Here is a 22,456-nt window from a genome sequence, read left to right on the forward strand (position 1 = left end):
CCTTTGGAACTCAGACCCTGATCCAAAGGAATATTCCCATGTTCAAGCCCAATCCGGCAAACCCGGCTTTCCCAATCTCCGATACTGACCTCGCCTCTGCGCTGGCGCAGATCTGCGCGGAGATCGTCCACCAACCCCTGCGCAGCTCAGCGCTGGCGCGCATCATGCGCGAGACGTTTCATGGCAGCGATGCCGGCGGTGCCTGGGACTGGCGCATGGCATATGACCTGATGCAGGCCGCGGCTGTCCAAGTGCTGCTGCGTGGGAACGGCGTGGCAGGTGACATCGCCGCTGCAAGGCTGCTTGCCTCGCGGCTGCTGACGGAAACCCGCCGGTCAGAGCAGCAGATCCGGCTGCAGCAGTTTTCCACGCCGCTGGCATGCGCGGCCCTGACGGTGCGGGCTGCAGCGATCCGCAAGGGCGAGACCGTGCTGGAGCCGTCGGCTGGCATCGGCGCCCTGGCTGCTTTCGCTGCCCGGGCCGGTGCCACGCTTGTGCTCAATGAAATCGACCCCTTTCGCCAGCGCCTCCTGCGCGCGGTTTTCGGCGGCGAGGTGACGGGCCATGACGGCGAGCATATCGACGATCTGCTGCAGACGCCGGTTCTACCCGACGTCGTGGTGATGAACCCGCCCTTCGCTTCCTCGGTCGATCGCTCCCGGGACAAGCACATCGCCGCCAAACATCTTATCGCGGCTGCCAAGCGCCTGGCACCCGGCGGGCGGCTGGTGGCGATCATGCCTCCGGGGTTCAGCCCCGAACGCGATGCCGCGCATTGGTCCCGCGCCTGCGGTCTCCTGAAGCCGCGCTTGGCACTCACGATGCCGGGACAGGTCTATCGCAAGCTCGGCACCTCTGTGGAAACCCAGCTGATGGTCTTCGACAAGGTGCAGGAGGACGGCGAGATGATCCGCGCCAATGTCCGGGATCTGGATGAAGCCTTGGTATATGTCGATGCCATGGCCGCAACCCGGACCGAGATACGCCCCGTCCAACGGGCGGCAGCGGTTACTCCTGCGCGACCGATCGGTCCATCCTCTGCCCCGCGCAAGACCGCCGCTGCGCCTGTTGCCGCCTACAAACCCCGGGCCAATGCCGTCCGTCCGCTCAGCTTCACAAGCTTTGAGACCCCTCGTGACAACACGCCCATCTCGGACATCTATGCGCGCTACCGTCCTCAGCGGATCGAGATCGCAGGCGCGCAGGAACATCCCACGCCGCTCGTTGAAAGCATCGCCATGGCCTCGGTTGCACCGCCCATGCCCTCAAACACGGGCAGTGATGACTTGCGACTGCCCGCACGGTTGATCGAGGAGGGACATCTCTCCGAGGCGCAGCTGGAAACCATCATCATGGCGCATGATGCCCATGGGCGCGACCTGCCCGGTCGGTTCACTATCGATGACGACCAGACCAAGCTGACGCGCGCCGATGATGACCCGGACGCACGGGCCTATCGCCTCGGGTATTTCCTCGGCGACGGCACCGGTTGCGGCAAGGGGCGCGAATGCGCGGGACTCATTCTCGTGAACTGGCTTGCCGGGCGCAGGAAGGCGATCTGGGTCTCCAAATCCGCCACGCTCATCGAGGACGCCACCCGCGACTGGACCGATCTCGGCGGCTCGCCCGCTGACATCCAGCCGCTCTCCAAATGGAAACCGGACCAGCCCATCACCGTGACCTGTGGCATCCTCTTCGTCACCTACGCCACGCTGCGGTCCGCGGGCAAATGCGGCACCACGCGACTGAGCCAGATCCTCGACTGGATGGGCGAAGACTTCGACGGCGTGCTGGCTTTTGATGAGGCCCATGCCATGCAGAATGCGGCGGGGTCCGAGCAGGGCAGGGGGGCCAAACCCTCCCAGCAGGGCCTTGCCGGCCTGCGTTTGCAACTGGCAGCACCCCGCGCTCGCGTCTTCTACATCTCGGCCACGGGTGCCACGAGCGTGCACAACCTGGCCTATGCCGCGCGGCTGGGGCTCTGGGGGCAGGGCCCCGAATACCCCTTCCCGAGCCGCGAGAGCTTTGTGTCGGCGATGGAAGCTGGCGGTGTCGCCGCCATGGAGGTGGTCGCGCGCGATCTCAAGACGCTCGGGCTTTACACGGCCCGCGCCCTCAGCTTCGACGGCGTGGAGTATGACGTGCTCGAACACGCGCTCACCCCGGCCCAGATCGAGGTCTACGACGCCTACGCTGGAGCGTTTCGGACGATCCACCACAATCTCGAAGCCGCGCTGACGGCGACCGGCGTCAACGATGCCTCTGGCGAGACCAATGCCTCGGCCGCTCGCGCCTCGGCCAAGTCCCGCTTCGAGAGCACGAAGCAGCGCTTCTTCAACCATCTCCTGATGGGCATGAAAGCCCCGACCATCATCCGCGCCATCAAGGACGATCTGGCGGCAGGCAATGCTTGCGTCATCCAGGTTGTCTCGACAGGCGAGAGCCTGCTGAAACGCCGGCTTGAGACAATGGACCCCGAGGATGAACTCGTCGAGGGTGCCTTGACGCCGCGCGACTATGTTCTGGGCTACCTCGAACAGGCCTTCCCGATCCATGCGCAAAAGCTCGTGGAGATTGACGGCAACATGGTGGCGGAACCTTTGCGGGATGAGACCGGGGCGCTGGTCGTCTCGCGCGAGGCGCTCGCTCTGCGTGACGCGGCCATGATAGAGTTGATGACGCTGGCTCCGATCCCCTCGGCGCTCGATCAGATCCTCTGGGCCTTTGGCGACGAGGCCGTGGCAGAAGTCACGGGGCGGTCCATCCGGCCCCTCAAGGCCGAGGACGGCCATCTCTTCATCGAGAAGCGCGCCGCCAGCAGTAATTCGTCAGAGACCCAAGCCTTTATGGATGGTGAGAAGGATATCCTGATCTTCTCCGATGCGGGCGGTACGGGCCGGTCCTATCATGCGGCGCAAACGGCGAAGAACCAGAAACGGCGGCGGCACTACCTGTTGGAGCCCGGCTGGCGCGCAGATGCGGCCATCCAAGGGCTCGGCCGCACGCATCGCTCTGCCCAGGTCAGCGCGCCCTTCTTCCGGGTCTGCACCTCCGATGTGCATGGCGAGAAACGCTTCACCTCAACTATAGCCAAACGCCTCGACCAGCTGGGGGCCTTGACGAAGGGCCAGCGCGAGACCGGCTCGCAGGGCATGTTCCGCGAGGAGGACAATCTCGAAAGCCCGATCGCGCGGGCGGCGCTGCGTGGGTATTTCGCCGATCTTGCCACCGGGCGGGCCGAGGCGATGAGCTACGAGAGCTTCACCGACTGGACGGCCTTGCGGCTGATCGACAAGGATGGGGTGCTCCTTGAGGAGCTTCCCCCGATCCAGCGGTTTCTGAACCGGGTTCTGGCCCTGCCCATCCACATGCAGAACGCGCTCTTTGCCGAGTTCATGCGCCGGATTGCCGATCAGACTGAACGGGCGCGCGCGGCGGGCACGCTCGATCTCGGCGTGGAAACCCTGCGTGGCGAAAAGATCGAACAGGTCTCCACAGAGGATCTCTGGACCTGCCCGAAATCCGGCGCCGTGACGCGGATCATCGGGCTCGAGGTGACGGACCCGGTCCATGTCCTGGGCGCTGAAGAGGCCCTGTCGCGCAATCCCGACAAGACCACGATGGTCAACCGAGCGTCTGGCCGCGCGGCGCTCATCTCGGCGCGGCCCATGCAGATGTATGACGAGGATATCGTCACGCTCATGCGCAAGGCGGTGCGGCCCAATGGCTCCAGCTACCTCGAAGAGACGCGCTTCGAGTCCTCGGCCTGGGAAGACATCGGAAGGCCCGAGTTTGCAGGACTTTGGGATGCCGAGGCCGCATCCCTGCCCAATACCACCACGACCAAGCTCTACCTGTTGACAGGACTGCTGTTGCCGATCTGGAAGGACATCCCGACCACCAATGAACGCATCTACAGGGTCACGCCGGACGGGGCGACAGCGATGATCGGGCGCACGCTGAGCGAAGAAGGGGCGGCCGCGCTGCGCGCCCGCTTCCTCGTCTCAAACCCGCAAACACCGCAGGAGATGTTGACCGCTGCGCTCGGCACCACGGCGCCGGTCGATCTGGGCCAGGGTCTCACCCTGACCCGTCGCCGGGTCGCAGGCGAGATGCGCCTTGAGTTGGGTGGTGCGGATCGGGGCATGATCGACGGCCTCAAGGCGCTCGGCTGCTTCACCGAGATCATCGCCTTCCAGCTACGGGTGTTCCTGCCGCATGGGGACAGGATCGACACGGGAAGCATTCTGGCCCGGATCGTTGGGCAGGGAACCACCAAAGCGGCAGAACAAGCCGCCTGAAAAGTCAAAGAGGGCTTTGGGCCGGGCGTCGCGGATCGGGGTTTGCCCGGTCTGCGCTTTCCGGGCGCGCGCTGACCTATGCCAAGCCCGGCCCCCCAACTTCAGACGAGAGGACAGACCCATGACCAATCCCCAGATCGACTATGCCGCGATGGCGGCTCAGTGGCGCGCGGAGCGCGAAACCACCCTGAAGGCATCCCGAGCGGAGCTGCTTGCGCAACTACGCGCGCTTGGCATCAGCGAGGTCACCGCCGAATACGAAGGCTATGGCGATTCCGGCAATGTCGAGGATGTGACGGTGCAGCCTGCGGAGGTCCAACTGCCGGAGGCGCTTGCCACTGAGGTGGGCGATTTCGCCTGGTCGCTTGCCTATCACCATCATCCGGGGTTCGAAAACAACGAGGGCGGCTACGGCACGCTGACCTGGGACTTGCGCAACGACAGCATCACGCTCGATCATGCGGACCGCTACGTTGAATGCTCGCACAGCCATGACGAGGGACTGTGAGATGGCACATCCGCTTCATCACGCTGAAAGCTCTGCCCGGAAATTCGGCGGGGTGCCGTCTGACTATCAGGCCGTGCACGAATGGTTCGACGCCTCGAAAGAGCACCTCGCGCTCTTCACGCACCGCGCCTTGCGTCATCATTCCCAAGGCCTGTTCGAATCCGAACGTGTCTTCGGCCTGACCCTGACCAATAGCGCGGGTCGGGACATTCCCGTGCGCTGGATCGGTGAGCAGCATGTCCGTGAAGATTGCCAAGGCCGCATCCCGAGCATGGCGGACTGGCTGCGTCGGATCCAGCCCGAGCCATGGATGGCCAATGGCCACATCGACCGGCATGTCGGCTCCGAGCCCTGCGGCGACCCAAGGGTTGCCTGGGCCTCCGACGTCGCCGCCGGCAGAACAGTTCTTGGCTTGAAGGATTGGATGGCGGCGCGCGCGACACAAGCCACGCAAGGTGCCTGACAGCCTCGGCCGTTTGCCAAACAAATGCTGCAGTGAAGCCCGGTTCGATGACCGGGCTTCCTGCGTCGTTTCCCCACCATTCTTCGTAAGGAGGTTCGCATGACACTCGATGACATCAAGGCGGCCGTCGATGCCGGCCAGACCGTGCACTGGGCCAATACCGGCTACGTTGTCCAAAAGGATCGGCTCGGTCAGTACCTGATCAGCTTTCTGCCGAACGGCAGCTGCATCGGTCTGACCGACTGGGAAGGGCAACGGTTGAATGGCAAAGAGGCGGAGTTCTTCATCGCGCAATCGAAGGACGCTGCGGAAAATCCGGGCCGCCAATCAAGATCAGACGGGCAGGAGAGGGGCGCAGCACCCGGGGGCGCGGCGGCACACCTACTCAGACGGCATCGCGAAGCTGGGGGCGGGGCATAAAGGGAAAGCAAGCTTTCTGATTTGTGATCCCTCAAGGGGTCGAGAAAGCAATCCCGGATGCGCTGGCAAGGACGTCAGGCACCGGCCAATCCAAAAGGAACCATCCCATGTTCGCAGGAACCCTCACCCGCAACGTCGAGACCGCAGCCGCCGAATACACCGGCATGATCCATTCGACGCGCTTTGACATTGCCATCCAGCTCGAGGCACGGGCCAAGATGTCCGAACGCAGCCCGGATTTTGATGTAACCGCGGTCAACAAGTCGGGCCGCAAGGTGCGCATCGGCACAGCCTGGAACGAGACCGGCAATACCAGCGGTAACCCCTACATCTCCATGCAGATCGATGTGGGCCTCGGCCCGTTCCGGGTCAACGCGGTGCAGACGAAAGAGGCGCGCGCGGCCCAGAGCGGCGAATTCGAGATCATCCCGTTGGTCTCGAACGGTCTGATGAAATCCGGCTCGATCTCGGGCGAGCTCACCGCCATGGACGCTGACAACGCCTTCACCGGCTACATCGCCAATATGATGTTCGATCTGGAGTTCATGCTGATCGAGAACAGCTACAAGACCGAGGAGACCCACCCTGACTACCGCATCGAGGTCAGCTCGCCCCGGGGCACACCGATCCGCGTTGGCTCGGCGTGGATGGCCAAGAGCAGCCGCACGGGCAATGACTACCTTTCGCTGCTGATCAACACGCCCGATGGCGACCTGCGTGTCAACGCCGTCCAGAACGAAGAACAGCGCGGTGGCCAGACTTTCTCGATCATCCCGTTCATCGACAGCGGTGAGCAGCCGCAGGACGCAGGCGCGGGGCTGTCGCTGGTCGCGTGATCAACGCGTAAGAATAGACGATCTGAACCGAAAGGGGAGCCGTGAGATCACGGTTCCCCTTTTGCTGTGTTTGTTTCAATAGAGCGATCGAACTGCCATTTCATGTGGAGGCCCGATGTAGATGCGATGCCGAGATAGGGAGCGCTGCGCGGGGTCTCCAATACAGTCAGACTTGTACAACTGCTTGAGCGGCAATCAATGCGTCAACAGCAACTTGAACCTCGGCGTAGAGCTCGGTGTCCAACTCTGCTGCGTCGATTTCCACAATCAGTGCGTAGCGTACGGAAGGCAAACTCTCAGCGAGAAGCTTTTTCGACTTCCACCAACCGGTGACTGGGTGAACAGCCAGCAAGTTGCGCCGCGCCAGATCTGAAGCCCTGCATGTCAGCTGATCTATATGGAGCGACCCGACATGGCGCCGATTGCTACCGAAGTCCCAAAGATCATCTTCGTCGCTTGCAGGACCATCGGGCTGTTCGGCCGCCTTGCTGATCCGGGCCAGAAATTGGGCTTCGTTCTCGCCAGCGCGATTGAGTTGGAAACGTAAGTTGTGGGACGCGTAGCGATACCGAACGCCGCGCGAGGCTTCGGACGGGTTCGGAGCGATAAAGCTACTGAGTGCCACCCGCAAGGTCACATCGGCATTGCCGAGCGCGCGCAAAGCCTCAACGGGCCAGGGAAGGGCGAACAGCTTCATTTCATTGTGGACATCACCGCCGGTCTTCTCTGAAATCCCGTACGGCGTAATCGTATCTTCCACGATGAGGGTCAGCGCGTTCGACGCGCTGCGGCGGGCACGCGCCATGTCCGGCACACCATACCCATAGCGCTGAAAAAGGGGCGTGAAGTGACCCTTGTTTGGCTGGGCCGGCAGATGCGCACGCATCTGCTGCGTCCACCGCGCTGACGACACGTAGAGACCACGCACTGTCTCGGGCCAAAGCGTCGGATAGTCCGACCAGAGTTCCGTTACATCCTTCGCGGCAAGCGCGGTCGCCGCGCTGGTATCGAAGGTGAATGTGAAGGATCGGACTGGGTAATTGTGGTGAGTCGAAAGCAGCGATAACCATCCATGCCGCATTGGCGGTGGCATGGCACTTAGCGCCCAGTTTCCACCCTCAAGGACGACGTCCGGCTTGTTCGGCCAATGGGACGACCACGATGCAGTTCTCGAAGCTGGCGATAGATCGCCGAATGGTGCAAGCGCCTGGGCCGGCTCTCCGTCTGGCAGTACGGTCTTCTCTGTAAAGGCCCCAACAGACAAAACATTCCACGCCTGGGCCGGCGATTCGATTTCGTTGTCCTCGTGATCGCATCGGTCGAGGTAGTTTCCGGCACCAAAGGTGAAGTTGTCGGTATTCCCTGCCGAAACAAGTACCAAGCGCTGTTGTTTGATGTCACCTGATACACCGGCGGCAAGCTGATCGACTTCCGTTGACCAGGAGGTGGGAGCTCCGTCGTGCGGCGTATCCTCACCTGTCGTCGTCGTCATGGCAAATGTACGGCGTCGGTGGCCAACCTGTTCTACTGTATTGATAGCCTGCTTGGTCACCGCGCCAAGGAGATGATGCGGGTTCATCCCTGCATCAGGCAGCAGCTTCACGGATTCCAAACGGTTCACGACCTTAACTGGGTTCGCCTGGTGCAGTTTCAGCGTCAGATCGCCAAAGAGCGCAAGTCCTCCCATCTCTGTGCCATGGCCCTTCACATCCTCCAGTCCCCAGGCCGGGTTGGCGGCATGTCGGTCATCCACGCTGAGCGCTGGCTGAATGAGAGGATGCGCGCGACTGACACCGGTATCCAAAAGCGTAACGTAGCCAGGATCGGGATTGTCAGTGTAGGTCGTACGGCCCGCGAGCTCGTCGACCCACTGCGCCTGTTCGGCCACCGGCAAGCCGTCGAAGAAATCCGCTGTGATGGTCGGAGCGGCAAGTGCGCGTACGCCACCCAGTCGCCGGACGGCTTGGGCAAGCTGATTGCGATCGGCCTGGACGACCACCACTGTATCTTCGGGAAACTCCAGCCGATCCGCGCCCACAGTCACACCATAGTTTGGCGCTGCTGCAACGAAGGCCTCGGTCATTTGGGGCTCGAGCCAAGCCTCCCAGACGGTCGCAACATCCGCCACGGGAAACTTGCCTGGAGGGCTGCGCCATAGGGCACGCAATCCCGCTTCCGTGATGGCAGCAACGCTTTGCACCAGGTCCGCGTTCTTCGGACGGCCCGGGACAATTTCACCATCTTTCTCGCGATCAGGCGTGTCTTCAGTCCGAAACTGCTCGACCTTCATACGTAGCTTTTCGATACCCTTGGCAGTCGCAAACACCGTCGCGCGCTCTTGGGCGCCACCAGGAACTGGAGTATCTTCGATGCGAAGAAGCATCAGGCCGCTGGCGTCCAAGCTGTCCTTTTTCAGGCGCTCGTCGATGCGGGAGGCGACTTCCAGATAGACGCCGGGAAGTTCGGCTGCTGGAATATCCGGCAGCGCGTCGATTGCCTGAAGCAATGCTTGGGCGTGCGCAGCGCGATTGGGGACATCACTTGGTCTTTTGGACCCGCCCCCGCCCTTTGCCTGGAATGGGCGCGGCTGTCCTAGATTGCGAAGGTGAAAGTGTGGAAGCTCTCGTGCCATTGTCGTTGGTCCCTAAATCTTGGAGCGACCGTCGGCGTTCGAGGGCGTCAAGTAAATCCTGTGTCGCAATCTTGTCAGTATCATTCAAAACCGCACGTCTCGCGGCATCTTCCGCCGCCGCCACAATATCGGCTGTTGAGAGGCCAGTGGCGACATCCGTCACCCGCTTCCATCCTATTCGATTGAACGAGAAACCGATCAGACGGCGTTCGAGCGCTTGCCTAATGGCCGGGCCATCGGGCATGACATAAGGCAACACAAGATCGAAGCGGCGCAGCACCGCGCGGTCAAGAATTCCCGGCAGGTTTGTGGTGGCAATGACGATCGAAGGCCCGGTATCCTCATCTAAGAACTGCAAGAATGAGTTCAGAACCCGCCGGGCTTCGCCGACGTCGTTCTCACCGCCCCGGGCGGCAGCCAAAGCGTCGATTTCGTCGAAGAGATAAATACCGCGCGTCGTCTTAATGGCATCGAAGATCATCTTCAGCTTCTGCGCTGTTTCACCCATGAACTTGGTGATCAGCCCGTGGAGCATGACCGAAAATAAGGGGTACTGCAGCTCCCCGGCCAGTGCCGACGCACTCAGTGTCTTGCCGGTACCGGGAGGACCTGAGAGGAGAACACGCCTCCGTGGCTTCAGGCCTTTTGCCTCGAGCTTTTCGCGCATGCGCGTCTCGAAAACGAGATGCGACAGTTCACTTCCAATCCTATCCGGTAAGATTACATCGACGATTCGCTCCGTCGGATAAGACGCGGCAAGAAACTCTGCAAGATCGCCGCGAGGCATTGCGATAGGGGTGACTGCAGGGGTTCGCTTTGCTGGCGGTTTTTGCCCCGCTTCAGCCCACTGCCGCAACTGTTCAGCCAGCCGAGTGTGTCCCTTCTGTTCTTCGGCCGCCGAGAGTTGCATCGCCAGATCGTAAAAACGATCAGCGTCCCCTTCTGCGTGGCTCTTAACGAGACCGATGAGTTGTTGGGCGGAAGCCAAGGTCGGACTGCTCTTTCTGAATGATCATTTTCAGCGTTGATAGGATCTTGTCTACATCCGAACCCTTTAACAGACCAGACAATTTGCACGGTTTGCATGCGGAGTGTGTCGGTTTTGTGCACTCGACCATCGACCTGAGTCCCAGCCTTGCGGCCTCCCCAGCTCGGCTTCGCGTGTCGCAGGGGAGAACGGCCCTTCGGTCCGTCGCGCATTCGGCCATGCGGCCTCACCGCGGCGTCGCACCCAGGCCCCCGGTTTGCCCGCCTCGCGAGCACGTCTCTCCCTGGCCGCTCCGCCGGATTGCGCTCAGGTCTGTTTTGCGGGGCAAAACGAGCCCGCCGCTTCATCCGTCTCCCGCGTCCGGTCGGGCCGTTTGCCTGCTCGGGTCGGGCAAACCTACCGTCAAAACACACACACATGAGCGCGGAAGCATATCCTCCGGATGGCCCCCAAATCAGCCCGCGTCAAGGATCGCAAAACTTTTCGGCGAGGGCGGGGCGTGTGGGGCGGGGCGGTCCCGTGCGTGAGCGCGCGCATGTGTCGGGTGCTGCGCGCAGAAAACTTTTGCGCCCAGCAAGCCGGCGGCTGCGCCGTCCCTGACCCGGGCAGATTCGGAAACCAGACATTCGGCCATGCCACCACACTCACGTGGTGGTCGAACCCAATATCTGGAGAAAGAACATGGCTTACGACACCGCTAACACATACGAGACGATCGAGCTTTTCGGACTGACCGAGAAGGACGCGCAGCTGCCGATCCCGGAGGATCACGTCCTGACCGACCGCATCATCCGAGAGAGCTTCGAGGCTCTGCTCGGGCAGCTGCGCGGGACCGGGCTCGAAGCGGAAATCGAACCGCTGGCGCATGGGCTCGCCACGATCCTGCAGCGCCGCAAGGTGGCGCTTGGCAAGGAGGTCGACCGCACTGCTGACAAGATCGGCGCGCTGGCAAAATCCCACGACGGGTCGGAGATCGCCGAGACCGCGCTCGAAGAGGCGCAGGCGCGCTTTCTGCAGCTGCGCGAGATCGTCAGCGCCATCGAGGTGATGAGCGAGGCGGCGGCGGAATGCTACGAGGTCGAAACGGGCCACGCCTTCATCCCGGCAGCCGGGTCGCGCGCAAGCGTCCGGGCGCAGGAGACCGGGGCGGTCTTCGAGGCGCGGCAGCTCCTGGAGCAGCACGACCGTGAAACCGCCGAGAAGTCGAAAGTCGAGGGGATCCCCTTGATCGTCTCGGGCGCGACCGACTGGACCGATGTCGATGTGATCTTCAACACGCTCGACAAGGTTCGCGAACGGATCAAGCAGAACCGCAATCAGGAGATCTTCCTCTGCCACAAGGGTGGCAAGCACGGGGCGGAGATGATTGCGGCTCGGTGGGCCCGGGCACGCGGGGTCGCGCAGGCGCGCTTCGATCCGCGCTGGTCCGCGCACGGGCGGGCGGCACCGTTCAAGTGCAACGACGAAATGCTGGACGACAAGTTCGCGGCGACGGGGGTTGTTCTCTTCGGTGGCAACGGGGTCGCGCTGAACCTCGGGCAGAAGGCGGAAGCGAAAGGCCTGACGGTCATGCGGGTTGCGGACCCGGCGAAGAAGGCGTCGCAGGATTGAAGAGAGAGGGTCGCGCATGGCGCGGCCCTTTCGTCATGTCTCATGGCGCGTGCGGTCGGTTACGCAAGATCGACAGGCTGCGGCGGTCGGCACTGTCATCGCTCTACCCGGTCCGTCAGCGTGCGGCCCATCCGCATCGGTACGGGTTGGGGATGGTGCGTACCTCACGCACATCGTCAGCGGGGCAAGACGCGAGGGGTCGAGACGTCGCACTTTAGGCCGAAGACTTGCGCGTCCCTCGGGTGGTGTTTCAGAACATCGCATCCACGCGGGCGGGCTCCGTCAGCTCCCCGGCCAGGCTTGGCGGGACGCGGACGCGGATGGTGGCGGCTGCGTGATGGCAAGGATCATCCGGATCTCTCCTTTTTGCTCATAGATGTGGATCGCACGGGGTCGGCCCAATCGTGCCCTCAGCTCACGCTTCGGCAAGCACAAATACGGCTTCCACGGCGGGGCCGCGGACCCTCCGCATTTGCGCTTGCGACCGGGCCTCTTGCCCCGGTGCTGGCAGATCCCCATCGCAAAAAGGAGAGACCCAAATGACCAACCACTACGTCGCCACCGTCCCCGTCAAGTTCACCGACACCGATGGCCAGGAGCGCACCCGTTTTCAGCGCGTGGGCGCGATGTTCCGCAACACCCGCAACGGGGATGGATCGGAGGTCTTCAGCCTCAAGCTCGACTTCCCGGTCGCGGTCTCGGAGCTGGTGATGTTCCCACCGAGCGCGAAAGATCCCCAGGACTGAATCCTCTGATGAGGATGGGCCGCCCCAGGACGATCTTGGGGCGGCCCGGTCCCTGTTCCAGGGATGCCGGTCCCTGCGCGTTCAACGGACGCACTCCGCCCGGAATGATCAGGCCGCGACAGACCGGCCAGTCAGCCTCAAGGGGGCCATCCACAAAAACCTATCGGCCAGGGCCTCCCGGTTTTTGCGGCAGAGATTTGGGGACCCAAATCTGGCCCTCCTTGACCCTGCCTGTCTGCCCTGTCGGTGGGGTTTGCGCCCGCCCGCGGTTCCGTCCGAACACTTGGCGTTCGGCCAGACCCTCGGGCGGGGCTGGTGGACGGGACCCCTAGGACAGGTGTCGCCCGGTGGTGAGGGCGGCAGAGCCGCGTCCCTGCGGGCCGCGGGGGAAGCGGACACCAAGGCTGCCTGAGACTGAATGCGACGTAAGTATATATTTGACAGCTTAATATAATATCGTAAGGTAGGGGCAGCCTTGGTGGAAGGTGGCAGGAAATAGGGGGTCTTTCTTCGCATGTCTCGCTCAAAACGCCTCACAGATGTGGACCGCATGGAGATCGTTCGCGAAGCTGCGGAAGGCGTTTCCACTTCAGTGCTGGCGGAACGGTTTGGCGTGTCGGTGCGGGCGATCCAGTACACGCTCAAAGCTGATGCCGAGCGCCAGACCGATACCGCTATTCCGGTCTCAGCAGTCAGTGTGAAGGTCACGGCTGCGGAGCTTGCGGCGCTCGACGAGGTGCTGGCCGAGGCCGGGATCGAGAGCCGTGCCGAGGGGCTCAGGCGGCTCATTCAGGCGGCAGGCGGGGTGTTCGTTCCGGACGCGCAGATGGCGGCAGAGATGGCGCGTTACCGCGCCTCTCTGCACGAGGTCGGTAATGGGGTCGCGCAGATCGCCAAGCAGATGGCGCAGGCCAACCGGATGGGGCAGGGGGCCTTGGGGGGCACGAGTGCCGAGTTCACCGAATTGCGCCTCGCGCAGATGCGCGGGCTGGCGCGGTTCATTCTGGATTCCGCGGACGAGATCGATCTGCTTCTGCGCCGCCGTCGGGACGCGATGCAGCTGCAGGCCACGGCCGCGCTAAGGGAGTTTGCCCATGCGGCTGAATGATGCTGTCCATGCCGTCACGGGCGAGGTCTTTCGGGATGGCTGGAGCCGCGTCCGGGGCTCGATGCAAGGGCTGCACGTGGCCAAGCAGACCCAGCTTGTGCGCGCGGCAGCAGGGCACCGTCCGGCGGTTTTCAAGGCGATCCGGGGCGGAGGCACCCATACCAAATCGCAGCTCGCAAACCAGCTCGATTACCTCACCACCAAGTCTACCCATATCGTGGACAGTAGCGGGTTCCTGGATGGCAAGACGAAGCTCGAGGCGGGTGACATCAAGGACCTGACCGAGCGCTTTGCCAAGCGGTGGGATGCGGGCTTCAAGCCCAAGCTCGGACAGACCACCCATATGCTCATGTCCTTCCCCATCGGCACGCGCGGGGAGGATGTGCGCGACATTGCGACGGATGTGGCCGAGCGGTTCTTCCAGACTGATGAGGGGCATTTCGACTACATCATCGCTGTGCATGAGGACCGCGATCATCCCCATGCGCATCTGGTGCTGAACCGCCGCTCGCAGGAGGGCGAGTTCTTCTTCTTGGGGCGCAACCATCGCTTCAACTATGACGACTTCCGCCTCGCCATGGTCGAGGAGGCCGAGAAGTATGGCGTGCGCCTGGAGGCCACGCGCCGGGTGGATCGCGGCGTCGTGCATTACCCAGCCCGCACCAGCGAGGTTTACGCCGCGAAGGAAGAGGGTCGCGCGCCCCGCGAGCGCGAACGCGTGGGGCAGGACCTGACGCGGACGCTGGCGGAGATCGCCAACACCAGAACCGTCTACCATTCGCTGGCCGCGGAGGCTTCGCGCGAGGCCCGCGAGGATATTGCCGCAGCCCTCTTTCGCGCGGGCGAGGTGCTGGCGCATGGCCGGCAGGTGGACCGAACAGGAGATGTGTATATGGCCGAGGATCAAAGCTTTGAGGATTTGAGAAGCCTCTATGCGGAAAAGCTCGCGCGGGTGCAGGGCATGATCGCCGAGAAGTCTGACGCGGAACGTCCCGTGCTGGAAAAGCGCCTCATCGAGATCCAGACGCAGGTCCAGCACATGCAGCCCTTGGGGCTGCGCTCGGGCTCGCTGTCAGAGGCCCCCTCGGAGGGCGGGATCTATTCCGAGGCCAATATTGACGCCAGCCAGCTTGAGCGTCTGGCCGAGCCGGACCTGAGATCGCGCATTGACGTCGCACTACGGGGCACGGGCATCAGCACATCGGAAGTGGTGGCCCGGATCGAGACTGGGGCGTCAAATGCAGCGCTCGAGCATCAATGGATCGCCAATGATCTAACACGCGTGGCTGAGGCGCGCGATCTGAACCTTGAACGCCGCGCTGATCTGGAACAGGCGCGAGACAGTCTCAACGATGTGCATGTCGCGCTTGGCACGCTGTTGGAGCGGGAGAACGTTCTGCGCCGGGATGGCGTCATGGAAGCGGAACCGGTCAGCGAGCGGTTCCATTATCACGAGGGCGCGGTGCGGGCGATGGAAGGGACAATCCGTCAGGAGATGCGCGCAGACGGCCTGACCGCGCAGCAGATCGAGGACCGGGACTGGGAGGTTGTCTCACGGGCGGAGCGCCGGATCGAGACGGAGCAGCGTGCATATCTCGAGGCACACCCGGATCTGCTCACACGCCCTGGCGATGTGATTGACCGGTCTGAGCCTTACAGGGAGACCATTACCGATGCGGCCCGCGCCAGCGAGATCACCCGCGAGGTCGACCGGATCATGGAGGGACGTGACGTCCGCACGCCCGTTGCAGATGCTGTCACGGATGAATTCAGGGAGCGCTATCCGGACATGCCGTCCCACCTCGCCCGCGGGCTTGGCGCGACCTACGCGGCCGTCGTCGAGATAAGCGACACGGAGGTCATCAATCAGGTCCGCCGCGAAACCGAGATGCGCGACGGGCTTGGGGTTGGTGCACGCGACGCACTCCTCGCAGCCCGCGGTGAAACTGCGCCGCAGTCTGACAATACCGATCGCCTCGCAGACGAGATTGCGCGTGTCCTAGACCATGAGCGGGCGGGGGAGTTGTCCGCGCCCTTCGAGACCGAGGCGGAGCGGGACGCCTTCCGTGGCGAGATCGCGCGGGTGCTGGACGTTCGCCAACTCGATCGGCTCACATCCGGCGATGCTGATGCGCTGGAGAAGGTTCTCGAGGACCGCCTCGACCGGCTCTATGTCGCCAAGGTCTATCTGCAATCTGATGCCGCGACGGCCAACACGGAGGCCTTGCGCCAGGTGGTCGATGATCTGGCCGACACCGAATATGAAAAACATCGCACCACAGACGTGGATGGCGAGACCGAGCGGGGACAGGTCCATTGAGCGCCGCCATGGGAAAAGCGCGGATCGCAACAGGGGTCTTGATGGTGGCGCTGGTGACCGGGGCCATGGGCTATACGATCGCCTCGGCGGTGCTGACCTACCAGGATCTCGGGTTTGGCGCCGAGATCGACTTTGCCTATATCGCGCAGAACTATCTGGCGATCCTCGATCGCCGCCGCGAGGACGCGCAACTTATTCACCTGATCATCGGCAGCTTCGCCGCCGCGGGCCTGATGCTGAGCCTCGCCCTCTCGGGGTCCGCCCTGACACGCTTTGGCCAGACCCATTGGCAGACCGCGCGCGAGATGAAGGCCAATGGCTTCTTCGGGGCACCCGGGACCGGGTTCATCCTCGGCAAGCTGGGGACGCCGGGCTCCCGCGCCAATTACATTTGCTCCAAGGTTTTTCCGCATGCGCTGATCGTGGCCCCCACGGGCCGTGGCAAGACCACGGGTTTTGTCATTCCGAACCTTCTGACCTGGCAAGGCTCCGCCGTGACGCTCGATGTGAAAGGCGAGTGTTTCGAGGCCACGGCCCGACACCGCGCAGCCCAAGGCGACAAAGTCTATCGCTTTGCCCCCACCGATTGGGAGGGCAAGCGCACGCATCGCTACAACCCGCTCCTGCGCATCCATCAACTGAAAGATCCCGCGCGCCAGCAGATGGAACTGCAGCTCCTGGCGACGCTCTTCCTGCAAAGCGACAATGACCGGGTGCAGGGGCTGCTCAAGGGCGGGATCGATCTCTTCGTGGCGGCAGGCCTGTTGGCCTTCCAGCGCAAGCGCCCGACTTTGGGCGAGATCTACCGCATCGCCGCCTCGGGCGGGAACAAACAGAAGGAGTATTTCGCGCGGGGCCATGAGGTCGACAACAGGGCCGCCAAGCTGATCTTCACCCGGCTGGCCTCGACCAACAACGATACGCTGACCTCCTACGTCTCGCTCTTGATGACCTCGGGGCTCGATCAATGGCAGAACCCGGCCATCGATGAGGCGACGGCGGTGTCGGACTTTGATTTCCGGACGATCCGCAAAAAGCCCTTTTCGGTCTATCTCGTGGTCCAGCCTCTGATGGTGAAGCCGCTCGCGCCGCTGATCCGGCTGTTTTTCTCCGACCTGCTCTCGGCCATGCAGGAGAAGGATCCTGGGCCGGATGAACCCTGGCCAGTGATGATCATGCTCGACGAGTTCAATCGCTTGGGCAAGATGCCCATCGTGGTCGAGAGCATCGAGACCCTGCGGACCTATCGTGGTCACCTCGCTGTGGTCACCCAAACCATTCCCGCCCTCGATGAAATCTATGGTGAGAATACCCGCCGCGCCCTGCAGGGCAACGCGGGCGTGAAGCTCTACCTGACGCCTTCGGATGAAAAAACCGTTGAGGAGCTGAGCAATGCGGTCGGCAAGACCACGAAGACCGTCATCACGCGCTCCCAGTCCATCGGCAAGAACCCCTTCGAGGGCCGCAGCCAATCGACACGGACCGAAGAAGGTTCCTTGCTGCCCGAAGATGAGGCGCGCCGCCTGCCCCTCGACGAGATCGTCATGGTGATCGATGCGCAAATGCCGGTCCGCGCAAAACGGATCCAGTATTTTGACGATCGGCTGTTCAAGGCGATCCACGCGGCACAGACGGGGGAGCTGCCGTTTCCAAAGCCGGGGGGAGGGGGGCCGCAGGGCACGCTGCCGCTGAGTGTGCGCGCGATGCCGATGACACCGCCACCGAACGGGTCAAGCAGACCCGAGGCCGATGTTGAGGGCCTGCGCGAAGGTGTTGGCGATCAACCGTCCGGGCAAACTGAACCCAATCCACGGAAGACCGCGCCCGTCGTTCAAACTGTTGTCGCCGAGGAACAGCGCCAGATGGAGATGGATTTTGAGGGCCAGGTTGCGGATTCCGACACAGTGGATGATGAGGCGCAGATGCGCTCTGCAGTCGATGGCTTGAACGACATGGAAGCGATGCTGCAGGAGGAGGGTGGCAAAAAGCCAATTCACCGGTAGGGCGGTGGGCATGGTCTGACGCTCATAGAGGGCGGAAAGCGGACATTCGCTGCACTATCGTTCAATGTCTGCTTTCAGTTTGGCAACTTGTGAAATCAATGGCTCAAGCCTGGGCCTTTTGGGCTCCCATACCGCTTCTTGAGGTGTTGAGCTTGTACTGCCACAAACGTCGGTTCGAAGTATTCGATAGTCGTCATTTACCGAGTAATATGACTCGTGCCCTGTAGCTCTTCCGCGACTGGGATAGAAAACCCACCGAAACTCTTTTTCCACACAAAACTTTTGCTGCTTTCGAAACCAAATACTTCTGTCCAGCTCGCGCACTTGCTCGGACAAGAACTCGGTCAAAGTATCGACGTAAGCAGTACTCATCCATTGTGTTTCTGAATCGTAGGCCACATTGCTATGAAAGCCGTCAAGTAAGAGGGCGTTCTCGAATTTGAACTTGTCAATCCGTGGCCGGCCGTCTGGAAGGAAAAAATTTTGCTGTAGGTCTGCTCCCAGTGATCTAAGCAACTGAGATGAAAACCGTTCAGGATTTGTAATGAAGAAGTAATCTTTCGCTTCAAATCTCTGTTGGATCTCCGGAATTTCGTCTAGATTTTCGACCAATGAGCAACAGAAAACCCAAGCATTGAACTCGGCGAGGTGCTCGTGGACTAACAGGGCGGTGCGGGCGACAAAGTTACCCTCCTCATCTAAATTCTCTGGGTTCAAATCGATACCACTGCGAGGATTGGAAGCTAGTTCTTCGAGCTTCTGGCAGGGGCGCTGAACAACTATTTCCCGTCCAATTTGCCCTTCTTGAATGTCCCGGAATTTTTCATCTTCAATGCTTCGGTAGTGGTGGAAAGTACCAAGTTTGAGGTTAAAGTTCGAACAGGTTAGAGCGTTTGGTTTGTATTTTGCTTCGCTGACGAATTTGACAAGGTATACCACGAAATCTCTCCTAAAATTTCTGGAGTATCAAAAATGGAGTACTGAGTGCCCGAATATGAGCCTGATCCCATTGAAGCACAACTTCAGCTCACAAGAAGTCGCTCTGTTGCAAACGGACGATTTTCGTTTTCGTTCGCCGCAGATTTCGACAGGACAATATTTCCAATAATTCATCAACCGCGAGGCGGACGACCAAGACTGATCGGGGCGGGCTTCTTCATCTTACCATGGGGCCTCTTCGTGACGGCAGGACACCTATTCGAAGGCAATGATATCGCGGATGATGATGCATTTGATGCTCTTGTCGACCTTGGTGGCGGCAATCTGAGGCAGATTCCGATAGAGGAAATCCATCGCAGTGAAGAGCGAGACGTAGCATTTGGAATTGTCTCAATGGAATCCGATGCACCAATTGTTCCAGTCATGCAACTCCCACCGATTGTCACCGAAGGCGGTGCGGAACCAATTGGAGCGCCAGTGTTTGCTCACACACTTGTGCAAGAGCTTCGTCCGCTCAGCCCCGATGAAGTACTGTTCCAAAGACGGTATCACTGGGAGTTGGGCTATGCAGAGGAAATCCACGAACATGGTCGTGGGTTTGTACGCGGGCGTTGTTTTTCAACAAATATTTTTGCCGAAGGGCGTTCAAGCGGGTCACCGGTATTCAATTCCAACGGGTTTGTTGTCGGTTTGGTGAGTATGGGTTTGACACCTCCCGATGGCCAATTGCCGTATTCCGTTATTACTTCGATCCAAGAAGCGCTGGACGTGCCTGTCAACGGCCAGACTGTCTGGGAACACAGGAGGCAAATGCCAAATAATCCAATTGTTTCGGTGTCTCGTGTGCAAAGTGCTGATAACTGACTGGTGAAGGCAGTTCGGCCAATGTCAGCTTAGGGCCGTCACCGTCGGCCAAGTCGACCCAGTCTCGCCAGCTGCGCCAGCATTTTTGACCCCGAGTCTGCGGATCCTGTGCCTCCTGCGGAACCCGTCTGCCCCATGCCTTGCCTCACGGGCATCTGCTGCACGCCGAAGAACTGCCGCGCCCTGAGGGCTGCGTATTCTGCGCCACTTGCGCCTCCGATCAGGTAGCGATTGTAGGCCTGCTGGCTGCCCATGGCGGCGCGGGCAAAGCTGTAACCGCCGCCGAGACCACCGGAGAGGGCGGGCATCATAATATTTCCGGAGATCGCGCGGACGATGAAGGGCGTGGCAATGATGAAGCCCTTGGCCATGAGCACCATCATGAAGAAGGGAATGAGCGCGCCGATGTTTGAGGCTCCCTCCGGGTCGCCGAGTTCGCCGATGAGGGCAGAGGAGACGCCCGTGATTGTCGCGAACACACCGGCCACGACTATGGGGTAGAGCGCGAAGGAGACCAGCGCCGACAGCCAGCGCGCGAAATAGTCCTTGGTGACCTCGAAGAGGGTCAGGAAAATCATCACCGGTGCGATCCCGATCAGAAGTGCGATCATCAGGCGGGATGCCACGAGGATAAAGGCGGCCAAACCGCCCAGGATCGAGAGCAAGAGGACCCCGACAATGTCGAGCATGGCGCCGGCCATCCAGTTCAGCTCAGACCCGGCGGCGTTGAGATAGTCCCCTAGTTCCGCGATCAGCCGGTCAAACTCTTCGGCGAAAGTTCCAGAAGGGCCGGGAGTCCCACCACCGACCGAGGCCACGAGCGCCCCTGCAATGCTGTCGATCCCGGCAAGGATGGCGGATGAGAGCGCGTTGAACTGCACCCAGTTGGTCGCGAATATCCCGATCAGTCCGATCTTGACCGCGAGCCAGAATGCCGTGCGCCCGTCCATCGCCTTGTACTGGTAGATCATGTTGAGGAACACAAGGATCACCACCAATGTTGTTCCCAGCACCAGAAGCGTGCCGACAGTAGCTGCAACGGAACCGAACTGGGTTTCTGCCGCGGTGTCGAGATAGCCTTGGGAGGTTTCAACGAAATATGTGACGACGCTCATCGGGGATCAGCCTTACCAATTGCCCGCAGCGTCGCAGATGGCTTTGGCCTCGAGGCGAACGTCGTTGGCGCGTCGATTGTAGGTTTCGGAAGCTTCCAGCATTTCCCAGCGTTCGCCACTGGCGTGGCGCTCACGAAACACCGCCTCAGCTGCGTCCCAAGATGGGAACCGGGTCTCGCAATCGCAGCTGCCGGACTCGACAATCCGCTCGAGGTTTTGGGCGCGATAGATGTCCTGGACCAATACGCGCTGATAGGCTTGGCGCAGGGGGATTCCTTGCATCCAGCTGGGCTCAGCGGGCCGGTCCGGACAGACGTTGAAGCTGCGATCGAGCGTCGGCACTAGATTGCGCTCGGCGAAGGCGGGGACAGCCAGTAGGCTCAGGGCCACTCCGGTCAAAGCAACGCTTAGCCGTGCCAGCCTCATGCCGTGGCTCCGATGGTGGTCGTTTCGCGTTTCAGGAAGACCGTGTGCCCAACATTCGCGAATTCCGAGGAGCTGATCGACACGACTTCCCAGCCTTCCGCACCTTTGGCATTCAGGCTGGCCTGCATGTCGGAAAGGCTGGTTTTGCGGGTCATTGGAAAGCTGAGGATGTCATATTCAAAGGTCTTCATTGGGAAGCTCCGATCTCTGTTGCGCCGGGGAGGTAGAATTCGGTGATGCCGCGCCTGCCGTCGTGGCGACCGGCCTGGATGATCACGTCAATGGAGTTCTCGATGTACTGGATCATGTCGGCATAGGTCATTGGGATCTCGGTCTTGAGCGCGGCGATGGCGAGACGCTGTACGGCAAGTTGCGGGGTTTCGGCATGCAGCGTGGTCATGGATCCGCCATGGCCGGTGTTGATCGCCTCGAGGAAGGTCATGGCTTCCTTTCCGCGCACCTCGCCCAGAATGATCCGGTCGGGGCGCATGCGCAGCGTGGCAGTGAGCAGCACATCGGCGGTCTGAAACTCCGCATCGCGATTGGCGATCAGGGTCACAGCATTCGGCTGGGTCGGTAGAAGCTCGGCGGCTTCCTCGATGGTGACAATGCGTTCCTCTGATGGCACGTGAGACAGGATCTTCCGCGCGGCGACGGTCTTGCCGGTGGAGGTGCCGCCCGAGACGATCATGTTGAGCTTATTGTCGACGCAGAAGGCCAGGGCATCGTCGATGACACCAGACGCCACGACCTCGCGCAGTTCGCGGGTTTTCTCGAGACGGAGTTCTTCGAGTTTGCGCTCTTTGCCATAGAGGAAATCAAGCGCGATCCCATCGAGCGGCAGGCTCGAGAAGAACCGCAGGCTGATCGACATGGCAGAGAGCACGGCAGGCGGGGTGATGACTTGGGCCCGGATCGGTCGCCCCTTGTAGGTGATCGAGACCGAGACGATGGGGCGGTCCTTGCTCATTGTTGTGTTGGCGGAAGAGGCGATCTGGTTGCCGAGGTCCTTCACTTCTGTTGCGGTCAACGCCTGATCCAGCTTCCGCATGAAGTGATCGCCCTGGAATTCTCCCCAGCAGCTGCCATCGGGATTGATGCAGATCTCGATGACATCGTCGCGGGCGGCGGCGTCGATCCGGTCGAGCGAGGTCTGGAGATAGCTCAGCGACATGG

Annotated in this window: 18 protein-coding genes; 11 read left to right on the top strand and 7 right to left on the bottom strand. The window is 61.5% G+C overall.

From position 1 onward, the window contains the following. Nucleotides 1-38: 38 nt before the first annotated feature. From PVW51_RS21550 to PVW51_RS21570, 5 genes are all read left to right on the top strand, one after another. Nucleotides 39-4,301: a strawberry notch family protein gene (locus PVW51_RS21550; protein ID WP_093733156.1), complete on the top strand. Its 4,263-nt coding sequence runs from the start codon at nucleotides 39-41 to the stop codon at nucleotides 4,299-4,301. Between the two features lie 121 nt (nucleotides 4,302-4,422). Next, on the top strand, nucleotides 4,423-4,809 hold the full coding sequence (locus PVW51_RS21555; protein ID WP_093733157.1) for a DUF6878 family protein: 387 nt from the start codon (nucleotides 4,423-4,425) through the stop codon (nucleotides 4,807-4,809). Between the two features lies 1 nt (nucleotide 4,810). Further along, entirely contained in the window at nucleotides 4,811-5,272 is a 462-nt protein-coding gene (locus tag PVW51_RS21560; protein WP_093733158.1) for a DUF6915 family protein, read from the top strand. 99 nt (nucleotides 5,273-5,371) lie between these two features. Further along, a complete protein-coding gene (locus PVW51_RS21565) occupies nucleotides 5,372-5,692 on the top strand; it encodes a hypothetical protein (RefSeq protein ID WP_093733159.1) in 321 nt (106 codons plus the stop codon). A 107-nt stretch (nucleotides 5,693-5,799) separates the two neighbouring features. Then, the gene (locus tag PVW51_RS21570; protein ID WP_093733160.1) at nucleotides 5,800-6,528 is read left to right on the top strand and encodes a DUF736 family protein; all 729 of its coding nucleotides are present in this window, start codon (nucleotides 5,800-5,802) and stop codon (nucleotides 6,526-6,528) included. A 166-nt stretch (nucleotides 6,529-6,694) separates the two neighbouring features. Here PVW51_RS21570 and PVW51_RS21575 read toward each other — a convergent pair whose 3' ends face one another. Further along, nucleotides 6,695-9,034, bottom strand: coding sequence for a S8 family peptidase (locus tag PVW51_RS21575; RefSeq protein WP_244148413.1), 2,340 nt, complete (start codon nucleotides 9,032-9,034; stop codon nucleotides 6,695-6,697). A 31-nt stretch (nucleotides 9,035-9,065) separates the two neighbouring features. Beyond that, nucleotides 9,066-10,148 (bottom strand): AAA family ATPase, encoded by a 1,083-nt coding sequence (locus PVW51_RS21580; protein ID WP_093733162.1) that lies wholly within the window; start codon nucleotides 10,146-10,148, stop codon nucleotides 9,066-9,068. A gap of 681 nt (nucleotides 10,149-10,829) precedes the next feature. Here PVW51_RS21580 and PVW51_RS21585 point away from each other — a divergent pair. From PVW51_RS21585 to PVW51_RS21605, 5 genes are all read left to right on the top strand, one after another. Then, nucleotides 10,830-11,759, top strand: a complete 930-nt coding sequence (locus tag PVW51_RS21585; protein WP_093733163.1) for a DUF2493 domain-containing protein — start codon at nucleotides 10,830-10,832, stop codon at nucleotides 11,757-11,759. Nucleotides 11,760-12,298: 539 nt separating this feature from the next. Next, nucleotides 12,299-12,505: a hypothetical protein gene (locus PVW51_RS21590; protein WP_274577395.1), complete on the top strand. Its 207-nt coding sequence runs from the start codon at nucleotides 12,299-12,301 to the stop codon at nucleotides 12,503-12,505. 514 nt (nucleotides 12,506-13,019) lie between these two features. Further along, nucleotides 13,020-13,613 carry a helix-turn-helix domain-containing protein gene (locus PVW51_RS21595; RefSeq protein WP_274577397.1) on the top strand — a complete coding sequence of 198 codons (594 nt, stop codon included), beginning with the start codon at nucleotides 13,020-13,022 and terminating at the stop codon, nucleotides 13,611-13,613. Next, nucleotides 13,600-15,933 (top strand): relaxase/mobilization nuclease domain-containing protein, encoded by a 2,334-nt coding sequence (locus PVW51_RS21600; protein ID WP_274577399.1) that lies wholly within the window; start codon nucleotides 13,600-13,602, stop codon nucleotides 15,931-15,933. The genes PVW51_RS21595 and PVW51_RS21600 overlap by 14 nt, the downstream gene beginning before the upstream one ends. Nucleotides 15,934-15,941: 8 nt before the next feature. Continuing rightward, entirely contained in the window at nucleotides 15,942-17,936 is a 1,995-nt protein-coding gene (locus PVW51_RS21605) for a type IV secretory system conjugative DNA transfer family protein (protein WP_274577401.1), read from the top strand. 54 nt (nucleotides 17,937-17,990) lie between these two features. On the opposite strand, the gene PVW51_RS21610 is transcribed toward PVW51_RS21605, so the two are convergent. Further along, nucleotides 17,991-18,875 (bottom strand): hypothetical protein, encoded by an 885-nt coding sequence (locus PVW51_RS21610; RefSeq protein ID WP_274577403.1) that lies wholly within the window; start codon nucleotides 18,873-18,875, stop codon nucleotides 17,991-17,993. A gap of 45 nt (nucleotides 18,876-18,920) precedes the next feature. On the opposite strand from PVW51_RS21610, the gene PVW51_RS21615 reads away from it, so the two are divergent. After that, a complete protein-coding gene (locus PVW51_RS21615; RefSeq protein WP_274577406.1) occupies nucleotides 18,921-19,739 on the top strand; it encodes a S1 family peptidase in 819 nt (272 codons plus the stop codon). Between the two features lie 38 nt (nucleotides 19,740-19,777). Here the strand turns inward: PVW51_RS21615 and PVW51_RS21620 are convergent, their stop codons facing one another. From PVW51_RS21620 to PVW51_RS21635, 4 genes are read right to left on the bottom strand one after another with little or no spacing between them, the layout of a single operon-like run. Further along, entirely contained in the window at nucleotides 19,778-20,854 is a 1,077-nt protein-coding gene (locus tag PVW51_RS21620) for a type IV secretion system protein (RefSeq protein WP_102859897.1), read from the bottom strand. Nucleotides 20,855-20,866: 12 nt separating this feature from the next. Further along, nucleotides 20,867-21,280: a hypothetical protein gene (locus PVW51_RS21625; RefSeq protein ID WP_043755080.1), complete on the bottom strand. Its 414-nt coding sequence runs from the start codon at nucleotides 21,278-21,280 to the stop codon at nucleotides 20,867-20,869. Continuing rightward, complete coding sequence (locus tag PVW51_RS21630; protein WP_209226995.1) at nucleotides 21,277-21,471, bottom strand: DUF4177 domain-containing protein; 195 nt, start codon at nucleotides 21,469-21,471, stop codon at nucleotides 21,277-21,279. The genes PVW51_RS21625 and PVW51_RS21630 overlap by 4 nt, the downstream gene beginning before the upstream one ends. Next, entirely contained in the window at nucleotides 21,468-22,454 is a 987-nt protein-coding gene (locus PVW51_RS21635) for an ATPase, T2SS/T4P/T4SS family (protein WP_274577423.1), read from the bottom strand. Before PVW51_RS21635 ends, PVW51_RS21630 begins: the two co-directional genes overlap by 4 nt. Between the last annotated feature and the right edge of the window lie 2 nt (nucleotides 22,455-22,456).

The sequence above is a fragment of the Sulfitobacter sp. PR48 genome (genome assembly GCF_028807335.1).
Classification (GTDB): Bacteria; Pseudomonadota; Alphaproteobacteria; order Rhodobacterales; family Rhodobacteraceae; genus Sulfitobacter.